The sequence below is a fragment of the Actinoplanes oryzae genome, assembly GCF_030757795.1.
In the GTDB taxonomy this organism is placed as follows: Bacteria; Actinomycetota; Actinomycetes; order Mycobacteriales; family Micromonosporaceae; genus Actinoplanes.
This window is the reverse complement of the sequence record NZ_JAUQWH010000088.1, coordinates 25182-36125: the sequence shown is the minus strand read 5'-3', so window position 1 is coordinate 36125 and position 10944 is coordinate 25182. Positions and strand designations below refer to the sequence as shown.

Sequence of the window (10944 nt, the reverse complement as noted above, 5' to 3'; positions counted from 1 at the left end):
CCCGCACCCGCACCCGCACCCCTGACGCACCCCGACATCCCACGCCCTGACCCACCCCCACACCCCTGACCCACCCCGACACCCCACGCCCTGCCCCACCCTGACAACCGCACCCCCACGGCTGGCTCACCGCCGACACCCTCGCCCTTTGAATCCGTTTACGGCCACCCCGTGCCTGGCCTACCACCGCATCCGCGCCACGGGAGGCCAGCGGCGAACCGTCGGCCACGCCCGCGAGCGTCCACCGGCCGGGCGTCGGGCGGTCACCGAAGCCGCCCTTCGGCCAGCCCTTGGAACGGTCGGCTGCCCAACACCGCCGCCGGCGTGGAGCGAATGGGCCCGGCTCGGCGCCACCCGGCACGCCGCTTCGCACGCGCGGAGGCACGCGCGGAGGCACGCGCGGAGGAAAAGGAGAGCCGGCCCGGGGTCCAGCAGCGACGCGCCGGAACAGGGGCAACGGCGGGGGTGTGCGGGATCACGCAGCGGCCCGCGCGGTCGGGCATGATTGCGAGCCGCCCACGCGTCCCGAGATTGGGCTGGTCGTCGCGCGGGTAGCCTGGCTCCACGGATTCGGGGAGGGCGGAGGGGCATGGCCGAGGACGGGTGGCAGGAGCGCGAGCGGCTCGACGACCCCGCCCGGCTGCGGTCCCTCCGGCAGGTGGGTGCCGAGGCGGCGCCGGATCCCGCTTTCGACAGGTTCGCGTCGCTCGTGCAGCGGATGCTCGGCGTACCCGTGGCTCTGGTGTCCCTGGTCGACGACCACCGGCAGTATTTTCCCGGCGAGGCCGGGCTGGCCGAGCCCTGGGCCGGGAAGCGCGAGACCCCGCTCTCCCACTCCTTCTGCCGGCACGTGGTCACGGAGGGCGTGGCCAAGGTCTTCCCGGACGCCCGGATCTACGCGCAGGTGCGGGACAATCTGGCGATCCCGGATCTGGGTGTGGTGGCCTATGCCGGGGTGCCGCTCAACGACGCCGAGGGCCGCACGTTGGGCTCGCTGTGCGCCATCGACACCGAGCCGCGCGCCTGGACCGCCGATGAGCTGGCGATTCTGACCGATCTGGCCGAGGCGTGCACGTCCGAGCTGCGCCTGCGCATCGCCCGCGCCCAGGCCGACGAAGCACGGCAGCACGCCGAATCCGCACGAGCCCAGGCGGAAGCCGCCCAGACAGAGGCGGAGACGGCGCACGAGCAGCTGGCCATGCTCGCCGAGCTGACCGAGACCTTCGCCACCACGTTCGACGACGGCGCGGGGATGCGGAAGCTCGCCGCCGGTGTCGTGCCGCGGCTGGCCGACTGGTGCCTGGTCACGCTCGCGACCAAGGATGGTGAGGTCCGGCACGCCGCCGCGGTGCACCGGGATCCGGAGCGGGCGGCGGACATGGAGCGCTACGCCGAGCTGCTGCTCACCGGGCTGACGCCGCGGTCGATGGTGCCGGTGACGCATCGGCTCGGGCAGCCCGTGCGGCGCAGCGGTGACTCGCGGGAGGCGATGCTGGCCCGGGTCGGCGATCCGGAGCTGGTGGAGATAGCGGAGCGGCTGGGCTCCGCGTCGTACGTCATCGTGCCGGTCACCGCCCCCGTCACGCAGGAGGTGCTCGGGTCGCTGTCGCTGGTCAACGGTCCCGGGCGGCCGGAGTTCAGCGAGGCGGACGAGCGCACCGCGGTCGACATCGCGCGGCGGGCCGGGCTGGCGATCGACAACAGCCGCCTGTACGCCCAGCAGCGCCACGTCGCCGAGGTCCTCCAGCACAGCATGTTGCCGGCACTCCCCTCGATCCCCGGCTTCGATCTGCACGCCCGTTACCTGCCGGCCCAGGACGGCGCGGCGGTCGGCGGGGACTGGTACGACGCCTTTGCCCAGCCCGACGGCTCGTTGATGCTCGCCGTCGGGGACGTCTCGGGGCACGACATCGAGGCCGCGGCGTCCATGGGGCAGTTGCGGAACCTGGTGCGCGGGGACGCGTACGGGCGGGACGACGACCCGGGGCCGCTGCTCGGGCAGCTGGATCGGGCCGTGCACGGGCTCGCCTTGCCGACGGCGGCGACCGCTGTCCTGGCCCGGGTGCGGCGGGCCGGAGACGGGTACGACGTCGCGTTCGCCAACGCGGGTCACCCGCCGCCCATGCTGGTGCACCCGGACGGGCGGGTCGAGGTGTGGTGGGAGACACCGGAGCCGCTGCTCGGGCTCCTGCCCCGGACCGTGCGCACGACCCATCGGCGGCGGGTGCCGTCCGGGTCGACGCTGGTGCTCTACACGGACGGGCTCGTCGAGCGTCCGGAGGAGATCCTCGACGAGGGCATCGCCCGGGTCCGGCTCAGCCTGGCGAAGCATGCGGGGCTGCCCGGCGACGAGCTGTGCGAGCTGCTGATGTCCGGCACCGGGCGGCACACCGACGACACGGCGCTATTGCTCGTCCGGTTCGGTTGACGGCGGGCCGCCGTGGGTCCAGGGCGTCTGCTCGGGCTCGGGGAAGGCGCCTCCGGGCCGGTAGGCCTCGCTCAACGTGGTGAGCAGCAGGCGCTCCCCCACGACCGGCACGCTGCCCGGCTCGGCCACCAGCTTCCGCCCCATGCCGCCCGACAGTTCGAGGACCACGTCGACGGCGTCCCCAGACGGCTGAACGGAGATCACTGTCGCCTTCTGCGCGGGCCGCGCGGGAGACGACAGCACGGCGCCGGGCTCCACCCGTACGGTCTCCGTGGTCCGCACCATGATCCGCGGGCGCAGCACCGGCCGCCGCCCGGTGTCGTCGATGCGGTCCGCCTTGACCAGCGTGACCTCGCCCGCGAACGCCGCGCCCATCAGCCGGTACTCCGCCATGATCAGCGGATCGTCGAACGCGCGTTGCACCGCGTACCGGGCGGCGGCGTTCTCGAGGCGGCTGAGCCGGGCCGCCGCCGCCACCGCGCCGTCGCGCCGGGGTTGCGGTGCGCCACCCTCCGCGACGTGTTGCCAGAAGGCGGAGAAGGCGTCGCGGTCGCCGTCCCAGCGGCCCGCCACCCGGCCGGCCACCGGGAGCCGGGCCAGCAGGTCGCGGGCGCGCCACATCAGGTGCCAGGTCGGCAGCAGCTGCTCGTGGAGCACCTCGCGCAGCTTCGGGACGTCCGGCTCGGCGACCGAGAGCAGCGGCGCGAGCACGTCGTTGTCGAAGCCGGGGTCGGTGGCCGGTCCCGCCGGCGGGGTGACGGCGGGGTCCTCGGCCGCCGCGGCCGCCTCGAAGACGGTCCGGCCCGGTCCCGGGTCGAGCCACCCCATCAGGGCTGCCAGCTGGGCGTCCTCGGCGCTGCTCTGCCCGGTCGCCCAGTGCGACGACAGCGCCTGTACGGCCGTCAGCAGCAGCGACGACCCGGCCACCTCCGCCGCGTTGCCGAAGAACGTCAGCCACCGCCCGAGCAACGGCACCGTGGGCGGGACCGCGTACTCGCCCTCGGTGGACCGGAACCGCGTCGACCGCCCGAACAGCCGCAGGAAGTCGACACCCCCGGGATTCGGCACCCAGAGCTGGGGCGCGTCGGTGTACCGGTAGCGCACGTCACGCCCCCGGTCGACGGCCACGGCCTCGGTCTCCGCGGTGAACGACCCCAGGTACGGCAGCAACACCTCCGCCAGCTCGGCCGCGAAGGCGAACCGGTCGTCGCGGTTCCGCGGCTGCGCCACGACCAGCACCCGCGGGTGGTCGCGCTCGGTGCCCACCATCGCGGCGAGCGGGGCGTTGGGCTCCCCCGCCATCGTGTACGGGATGAGCACCAGCGGCCGCTCGTGCAGGTGCAAGTGGCGGACGGTCGCCAGCGGCTGCGCCCGGCCCTCCGCGAATGCCTGGGCCCGGGCCAGTGCCGTCAACGTGCTCACGACACGATTTCAGCACGCAATCGGGCCGCCGCCTGCAGCAGTGTGGCCGCCTCCGCCTGCTCGGGCGTGGGCTCCCGGGTGCCCGCCGCCAAGGCCAGCGCCTCGGCCACGGTCTCGACCCCGCCGAGCGCGTCGCGCACCGGGCGGCCGAGGGCGGCCGTGGATCCCGCGGCCTCGTGCCGGCAGTAGACCGCCAGCTCGCAGGCCGAGAGGCACTCCGGCGCGTAGCGGGCTTCCACCCGGTCGAGCGACGCGAGCAGCTCGGCGGGCGGCAGCGTCACGTCGAAGCTGACCTCCGGCGGCAGCTGCGCCGCGAGGTCGCCGACCGAGGCGAGCCGGGTGAGCTGGCGCTGCAGCGTGGCGAGCTGCTTGCGGACGTCGATCACCACGGCCATCGGCGACAGCGAGAAGTCGCGCGGGCAGACCAGCACGACGTCGTGGCTGACCAGGGCGGGGTCGTGGCCGAGGGCCGCGAGGAGCCGCCGGAGGGCGAGGACGTAGACGGCGGCCTGGACCGCGGCGGCCGAGACCTTGGCGCTGTCGGCCTGGCCGTCGACGATCGCGAACGACTTGATCTCGACGACGTGCAGCCGCCCCTCCACCTGGAACGCGACCAGGTCCGGCTCCAGGAACACCCGCTGTCCGGCCACGTCCAGCGTGAGCAGCGGGTGGTCGACGAACGCCGAGGACACGTCCGACCGGCCGAAGAGCTCCCGCGTACGGGCGTGGCGCGCGCTCAGCGTGTCGTCGGCGTCCTCGCCCAGGTCGTCGTAGCCGACCTCGGGGACGTCCAGGTCGAGGACCTCGCGGAGCACCTCGAGCAGGAGCTTGCCGCCGTCGTCCTTGAGCATCGCCTCGAACGCGTTGCCCCGGGCCAGCGCGAAGCGCGACTGCCCGAAGGGCGCCGGGAAGCCGATCGTCTGGGCGAGCCGGGGCTTGTCGACGCCAGCCGCGTCGAGCACCGCCCGGCGCGTACATCCGGGGTTGCCGGTCAGCGCCGCGATCGTGCGGGCGTTGTGCCGCTTGGCCGGCGTGTCGCCGCGCAGCCGGTCGAGGACGGCATCGTCCGGGGCCTTCCGACCGGGAGGCGTCATCCCGCGAGGAGCGGTGGCGGCGGAGGTGCGCTGGTGGGGCGCCGGCGTCACCCGCGGTCCCGCTGGTGGGGCAGGCTCATCACGCCGAAGAGGCGCTGCCGCTCGTCAAGCAGCTCCCAGCGGGCCACCAGCGCGTCCGGCACCGGCTCGGGCGTGAGCTCGGCCAGCGCCGCGCGGGCCGCGTCGGCGAGGGCCCGCGGGTCGTGCACGAGGAACGCCTCGGCGCCGCCCGGGACGCTCTCGGCGAGCCGGCGGAGCAGGTCCATCGCGGCGGCACTCGCGCTCGCGCGGATCACGATGAACTCGGCGATGCGGATCACCGCGGCCAGGGCGTTCGCGCGCGCCGCGGCGGGCGACACCAGGCGGCGGGCCACCGGCCAGCCCGAGAGGGTGACCAGGCCCCGGGCCGCCGACAGGTCGTGGTGCAGGGCCGGCACCAGCCGGTACGCCGCCAGGGTGTCCGGATCGAAGCGGCGTTCCTCGTCGCGGAGCAGCTCGGCCAGATCCGGCACGGAGACGTCCCCGTCGAAAAGGGCGGCGTGCACGTCCACGACCATGCGGGCCGTGGCCGGGGCGCCGAGCAGCACGAGGGCGTGACGGGCCTGCTCACGCGTCCCGGGCAGCATGCTGAGAGTGCTCATTGTGGCCTGCTTCACAGATTCGGTCTCTGGGGCGGATCGACCTTAGATCCTCATACACGCCGTGGGCAATGCCCGGGACGGCAGACGACGTTTCACCCACGGGAGGCGAAAAAACCCCGCATATCGGACGGCGGCCGGGTCGCGCGCTACGTTCGGGGTATGCCGAAGGCCATCTGGAACGACGAGATCATCGCGGAGAGCGACGACACCGTGATCCTCGAGGGCAACATGTACTTCCCGCGCGCCTCCGTGCGCGAGGACGTGCTCCGCCCGTCGGACACGCACACCGTCTGCCTGTGGAAAGGCAAGGCCTCCTACTACACGCTCGAGTCCGCGGGACACGTCAGCGAGGACGCCGTCTGGTACTACCCCGACCCGAAGCCCGATGCCGCCGCCGTCAAGGACCGCGTCGCCTTCTGGAAAGACGTCAAAGTCGAGGCCTGACAAGCAGGCGCCGGCACGGGTGGTCCCGTGCCGGCGCCCCGGTCAGCCCACCCGCGGGTGAGCCTCCTGAATGCTGTTCACCTGCAGATATTCCAGGAAGTCCCGCTGCTCCGGCGGCTCGAGGGCGCCGAAGGCCTCGTAGGCGCAGTCGCGGGCGTGCGGCGTCTCGGCCGCCAGCAGGGAGATGATTGCCGACCAGGCCAGCGAGACCGGGTCGAAGAGCCGCGCCTCCCGCAGCGAGGTCAGCCGGCTGAGCATCGCCACCTTGGTGGCCGCGTCGTCGTCGTGCGGCGCCCGGTCCGAGAGCTCGAAGAGCGCCTTCCCCCGGTACGCGTGCTCCGACTCCACCATCCGCGCCAGCTCGGCGTTGTCCATCTGCTCGACCGGCGGCGCGGGGCCCCGGCGCGGCAGCTGGGGCCGGGCGTCCTCAGCGGGCACGGCTGTCGCGTCCGCTCTCGAAGCCCACACCCGGCATCTGCTGCGGCAACGTCGGCACGCTCGAGAACGCGGGGAACGGCGGGGCCGGCATGACCGGCGCCTCGGGTGGGGTGGCGGCGCCCGTCTCGGCGTCCGGCTCCTCCGGGTGGTCCTGCACCTGCTCTCCCGTCTTGCCGTCTCGGCTGAGCACAGTTTGTCCTCCGTTGCCGACTTCGTCGTGTTGGCGTCCTATGAGATCACGCCGAGCCCACCGGGGCGACCCCACCCAGGAACACGCCCGGAACTCACCCGACTCGCCTACCGCCGTAATGTGGCGGCAATACATCGAGAGGGACGATGGTTGCTTCATGGCAACGATCAACTCTCACCGACGGAGGTAGCCCAGGGTGAACGGGGCCGAGCAAACCACGGAGTGGCGCTCCGCGATGATCGATGTCTCCGAGCTGTCACTGGCCGAGCTGGTGGAGGCCGCCCGGGACACACCCGCCGCCGACACCGCCCTCGGGCACTGCCTGCGGCGGCTCGCCGACGGACTCGACCACCCGGGCGAGCCGATCGCCGGCTTCAACTCCGCGCTGTGAAGCCGCACCGGCTCACCGACGCCGCTCTGGCGGAGCTCGGCGCCGGCCGCCCGAGTCGCGAGACCATCGCTGAGCTGCGGCGTTCCCAGCTGAGCCGGCACCTGCTGCTGCTGCGGGAAATCGCGGCGATCGTCGGCCCCGAGCCCTTCCGGGCGCTGACCGAGGCGGAACGCGCCGACCCCGCCGCGACACGCCGGTGGATCTCCCGGCCGCTGTTCGGTGTGTGGGCCACCCGCTGCCTGACCGCCCTGCGCGGCGGGGACAGCCCCGAGGCAGCCGGCATCGCCTACCTCAAGGAGCCCGCGGGGCACACGCCGATCGTGTTGCGGGCGGAACACGACGGGCTCGCGGTGGCCGTACCCCTGGAGGACCGGGACCCGCTGCGGGCCGGACTCGGCCTGCCGCCCGCACCCCCGCTCGGCGCCGCCGCGACCCGCCGCTGGCAGGAGACCTTCACCGAGGCGTGGCGGCTGCTCGTGACGCTGGCACGGCCGGATGCCGAGGTGCTCGCCGGCGTCCTGTCCTGCGTCGTGCCCGTGCTGCCCGACCCGGCCGCGCGGGGCATCAGCGCGACCTCGGCGGACGCCTTCGGGGCCGTGGCGATCTCCGAGCCCGCCGACGCCGACGCGCTGGCCGCCGGGCTGCTGCACGAGACGCAGCACAGCCTCCTCAACGCCGTGCTCTACCTCTTCGACCTGCTCGAGCACCCCGGGGAGCGCGGCTGGTCCCCCTGGCGCGACGACCCCCGGCCGGCGTCGGGCATCCTGCACGGCGCGTACGCCTACCTCACCGTCACCCGCTTCCGCCGGGCCCAGGCGGCCCGGGGCGGCGATCCGCTCGCGGCGTTCGAGTTCGCGCGCTGGCGTTCGGCGGTCGCCACGGCCGCCGCAGGTCTGCACGATCTCACCCCCGCGGGTGCCCGCTTCGTCGGCGCGCTGCTCGACGAGGTGCGCCCGTGGCTGAGCGAGCCCGTCGACCCGGCGATCCGGCGCCTCGCCGAGGGCGCGAACACCGATCACCGGCTTCGCTGGCACCTGCGCAACCGGGCGGTCGCCCCGGCGGACGCGGCGGCGCTGGCCGAGGCGTGGCGCGCCGGGGCGCAGCCGCCGCCCGTGACGTCGCAGCTGGTCCCGGCGCCCCGGCGGGCCCTGGAGGCGAGCGCCCGGCTGGACCTCGCGCACCGGCTGCTGCGCCACGAGCCGGTGGACGCGACGAGCGGCGACGGCGCGTACGTGCTCGGGGACGAGCCGGCGGCGCTCCGGGCGTACCGGGAAATGGCGGATTTCTGCGGCCTGGCGCTGGTCACCGGCCTGACCTCGGCACCCGAGCTCGCCGCCGCCACGCACACCGCACTCGCCGGCGCGGCCGACCCCCTGGAGCTGCTGCGCTGGCTCTCCTGACCACCCGTCCGACCGAAAGAGCAAGCGCAGCTCAAGACCCCAGGGGAAGCCTCATGTCCCCACCGCCCGGGCCGATCAAGCCGCCCGTGGGAGGTGGAGTCATGGGCCGGAGTGCCAAGGTCATGAACGCGATCCGTCGCGGTGTCGACGACGTCCTGATCTTCACGTCCCTGCTGCTGCTCGCCTGGCCGGCGATGTTCGACGGCGACGCCGGCAGCCGCCAGGTGTTCCTCGGCGGCGCGACCGTGGTGCTGCTCGGCATCGGCGTCATCGTGCTGGGACAGCGCTGGCCGCTGGTCCGCTACGCGCCGGTCGCCGCGGCCGTGGTCATGGCCGGCTACTGGCTGGGCAGCGCCGGCATGATCAGCCGGCAGCTGACCGCGCTCACCGTGGCCATCGCCGCGATCGTGCTGGTCCGCCAGTTCCTCGGCTCGCGCACCAACGAGCACCTCGTCCGGGACCTGACCCGGCAGCGGGCCCAGCTCGCCCGGCAGGCGTTCCGCGACCCGCTGACCGAGGTCGGCAACCGCAAGCTCTTCCTGGACCACGCCACGGACGCCCTCGCGGACGCCGACGACACGATGACCGCCGTGATCCTGTTCGACCTGGACGGGTTCAAGGAGATCAACGACACGTACGGGCACGCGGTCGGCGACGAGCTCCTGCGCACCGCAGCCACCCGGATGAGCGCCGCCGTGCGCGCCAACGACACCGTCTCCCGCCTCGGCGGCGACGAGTTCACGGTGCTGCTGCCCCGGCTGGCCGACGACCAGATCGCGGACACCGTGGCGAACCGGATCCTGCGCGACCTGACCCAGCCGCTGACGGTCGGCGACATCGTGCTGACGATCCCGGCCAGCGCCGGCATCGCGATCACCCGGGGCAGCGGCATGCTCCTCGACGACCTGCTGCGCGAGGCCGACCAGGCGCTCTACCAGGCCAAGGCCGAGGGCAAGGGGGTCGCCCGGCGCTTCGACCCGGCCAAGTTCGCCGAGGCCGAGGCCCGCCGGCGCGACGAGGCGGACCTGCGCCGGGCCCTCGACGAGCACGAGTTCGAGGTGCACTACCAGCCGATCGTGCACCTCAACGGCGAGCGTACGGTCGGCGTCGAGGCCCTGGTCCGCTGGCGTCACCCCGAGCGCGGGCTGCTTCCCCCGGCCGCCTTCCTGGACCTGGCCGAGTCGATGGGCCTGCTGTCCCGCCTCGGCGGCTGGGTGCTCGAGGAGGCGTGCCGGCAGGCCGCGATCTGGCAGCGCCAGGAGCCCGGCTTCGAGCTCAACGTCAACCTCTCGGCGAGCCAGCTCGGCAACCCCGACCTGGTCGAGGAGGTGCGCGGCGTGCTGGCCCGCACCGGGCTGCCCCCGGAGCTGCTGGTGCTGGAGCTGACCGAGTCGGTCGCCCTGGTGGACACGGCCGAGTCGGCGCGCATCCTCGGCGCGCTCAAGACCCTCGGCGTCCGCATCGCATTGGACGACTTCGGCACCGGCTTCTCGTCGCTGAGCCACCTCGGCGCGCTGCCGGTGGACGTGGTCAAGATCGACAAGTCGTTCGTGCAGGCCATGCAGGAGAACGCGGGCGCCTCGGTGGCCGAGGCCGTGCTCCAGATCGCCCGCACCTTCAACCTCGCCCCGGTCGCCGAGGGCGTCGAGGACGCGTCGACCGCGTCGCGGCTGCGCGAGCTGGACTGCGCGCAGGCCCAGGGCTACCACTTCGCCAAGCCCATGCCGGCCGGCGAGCTGACCGAGCTGCTGACCCGCCAGTCCGCTTTGTCCAGCTAAAAGGTGACTTACTCGAAGGTGCCTCCTTCCCCGGCCCGGTCGCTTCTTCTACGGTTGAAGCGACAAGTAACGAAGGAGAAGACATGACTCGCCTCACCGTCCTGGGCGGCACCGGCTACACCGGCTCCGCGATTGTCCGCGAGGCCGTGGCGCGCGGCCACGAGGTCACTGCCTACAGTCGGCACGCTCCGGCCGAGCCGGTGCCCGGTGCCACGTACGTGCAGGCCTCGGTTGCCGACAAGGACGTCCAGCAGCAGATCGTCGCGGGCGCCGACGTGATCGTCTCGGCCCTCGCCCCGCGCGGAGACATGGCGGGCAAGCTGCCCGAGATCCACCGAAGCCTGGTGGAGCTGGCGAACGGCACCCGGCTCGGCGTCGTCGGCGGCTTCGGCTCGCTGCGCCCCGCGCCCGGCGCGCCGCTGTTCTTCGAGGGCGACGACTTCCCGGCTGCCTACAAGCCCGAGAGCCAGGAGATGGCCGCGGTCAAGGACGTCCTGGCCGCCGGCGACGCCGACTGGTTCTACGTGAGCCCGGCCGCCGCCTACGGCGCGCACGCCCCGGGCGAGGCGACCGGCGCCTACCGGACCAGCGGCGAGATCGCGCTCTTCGACGCGGAGGGCAAGTCCGAGCTGTCGGGCGCGGACTTCGCCAAGGCGATCGTCGACGAGATCGAGAAGCCGCAGTACCAGCGCGCGCACTGGTCCGTGGCGTACTAGGA

General features: G+C 73.7%; 11 protein-coding genes. 6 read left to right on the top strand and 5 right to left on the bottom strand.

Going from position 1 to position 10944, the window contains the following annotated elements:
- The first annotated feature begins 589 nt into the window (after positions 1-589).
- A complete protein-coding gene (locus RBH18_RS25900; protein WP_306212257.1) occupies positions 590-2428 on the top strand; it encodes a GAF domain-containing SpoIIE family protein phosphatase in 1839 nt (612 codons plus the stop codon).
- On the opposite strand, the gene RBH18_RS25895 is transcribed toward RBH18_RS25900, so the two are convergent.
- Genes RBH18_RS25895 through RBH18_RS25885 form a run of 3 tightly spaced genes read right to left on the bottom strand, consistent with a single transcriptional unit; the run spans position 2405 to position 5585 of the window.
- Positions 2405-3850 (bottom strand): hypothetical protein, encoded by a 1446-nt coding sequence (locus RBH18_RS25895; protein ID WP_306212255.1) that lies wholly within the window; start codon positions 3848-3850, stop codon positions 2405-2407. The two genes, RBH18_RS25900 and RBH18_RS25895, sit on opposite strands and share 24 nt — an antisense overlap.
- Positions 3847-4944, bottom strand: a complete 1098-nt coding sequence (locus tag RBH18_RS25890) for a hypothetical protein (protein ID WP_306212253.1) — start codon at positions 4942-4944, stop codon at positions 3847-3849. The genes RBH18_RS25895 and RBH18_RS25890 overlap by 4 nt, the downstream gene beginning before the upstream one ends.
- Before the next feature lie 47 nt (positions 4945-4991).
- Positions 4992-5585 carry a hypothetical protein gene (locus RBH18_RS25885; RefSeq protein ID WP_306212251.1) on the bottom strand — a complete coding sequence of 198 codons (594 nt, stop codon included), beginning with the start codon at positions 5583-5585 and terminating at the stop codon, positions 4992-4994.
- Between the two features lie 159 nt (positions 5586-5744).
- On the opposite strand from RBH18_RS25885, the gene RBH18_RS25880 reads away from it, so the two are divergent.
- Positions 5745-6029 (top strand): DUF427 domain-containing protein, encoded by a 285-nt coding sequence (locus tag RBH18_RS25880; protein WP_306212249.1) that lies wholly within the window; start codon positions 5745-5747, stop codon positions 6027-6029.
- 42 nt (positions 6030-6071) lie between these two features.
- Here RBH18_RS25880 and RBH18_RS25875 read toward each other — a convergent pair whose 3' ends face one another.
- Together RBH18_RS25875 and RBH18_RS25870 are read right to left on the bottom strand one after the other, a co-directional pair.
- On the bottom strand, positions 6072-6467 hold the full coding sequence (locus RBH18_RS25875) for a hypothetical protein (RefSeq protein WP_306212246.1): 396 nt from the start codon (positions 6465-6467) through the stop codon (positions 6072-6074).
- Positions 6457-6657, bottom strand: coding sequence for a hypothetical protein (locus RBH18_RS25870; protein ID WP_306212245.1), 201 nt, complete (start codon positions 6655-6657; stop codon positions 6457-6459). Before RBH18_RS25870 ends, RBH18_RS25875 begins: the two co-directional genes overlap by 11 nt.
- A 235-nt stretch (positions 6658-6892) precedes the next feature.
- On the opposite strand from RBH18_RS25870, the gene fxsA reads away from it, so the two are divergent.
- The 4 genes from fxsA (at position 6893) to RBH18_RS25850 (ending at position 10942) form a co-directional block, all read left to right on the top strand.
- Positions 6893-7048, top strand: coding sequence for an FxSxx-COOH cyclophane-containing RiPP peptide (fxsA, locus tag RBH18_RS25865; protein WP_306212243.1), 156 nt, complete (start codon positions 6893-6895; stop codon positions 7046-7048).
- Positions 7045-8448 carry an aKG-HExxH-type peptide beta-hydroxylase gene (locus RBH18_RS25860; RefSeq protein ID WP_306212241.1) on the top strand — a complete coding sequence of 468 codons (1404 nt, stop codon included), beginning with the start codon at positions 7045-7047 and terminating at the stop codon, positions 8446-8448. The genes fxsA and RBH18_RS25860 overlap by 4 nt, the downstream gene beginning before the upstream one ends.
- 101 nt (positions 8449-8549) lie before the next feature.
- Positions 8550-10226: a putative bifunctional diguanylate cyclase/phosphodiesterase gene (locus tag RBH18_RS25855; protein ID WP_306212240.1), complete on the top strand. Its 1677-nt coding sequence runs from the start codon at positions 8550-8552 to the stop codon at positions 10224-10226.
- 83 nt (positions 10227-10309) lie between these two features.
- Complete coding sequence (locus tag RBH18_RS25850; RefSeq protein ID WP_306212238.1) at positions 10310-10942, top strand: NAD(P)-dependent oxidoreductase; 633 nt, start codon at positions 10310-10312, stop codon at positions 10940-10942.
- Positions 10943-10944 lie beyond the last annotated feature (2 nt).

Bases quoted from the DNA above. Each gene is read 5' to 3' on its own strand.
- RBH18_RS25900 (WP_306212257.1), top strand. From the start codon at position 590: ATGGCCGAGGACGGGTGGCAGGAGCGCGAGCGGCTCGACGACCCCGCC.
- RBH18_RS25890 (WP_306212253.1), bottom strand. From the start codon at position 4,944: ATGACGCCTCCCGGTCGGAAGGCCCCGGACGATGCCGTCCTCGACCGG.
- RBH18_RS25885 (WP_306212251.1), bottom strand. From the start codon at position 5,585: ATGAGCACTCTCAGCATGCTGCCCGGGACGCGTGAGCAGGCCCGTCAC.
- RBH18_RS25880 (WP_306212249.1), top strand. From the start codon at position 5,745: ATGCCGAAGGCCATCTGGAACGACGAGATCATCGCGGAGAGCGACGAC.
- fxsA (WP_306212243.1), top strand. From the start codon at position 6,893: ATGATCGATGTCTCCGAGCTGTCACTGGCCGAGCTGGTGGAGGCCGCC.
- RBH18_RS25855 (WP_306212240.1), top strand. From the start codon at position 8,550: ATGGGCCGGAGTGCCAAGGTCATGAACGCGATCCGTCGCGGTGTCGAC.
- RBH18_RS25850 (WP_306212238.1), top strand. From the start codon at position 10,310: ATGACTCGCCTCACCGTCCTGGGCGGCACCGGCTACACCGGCTCCGCG.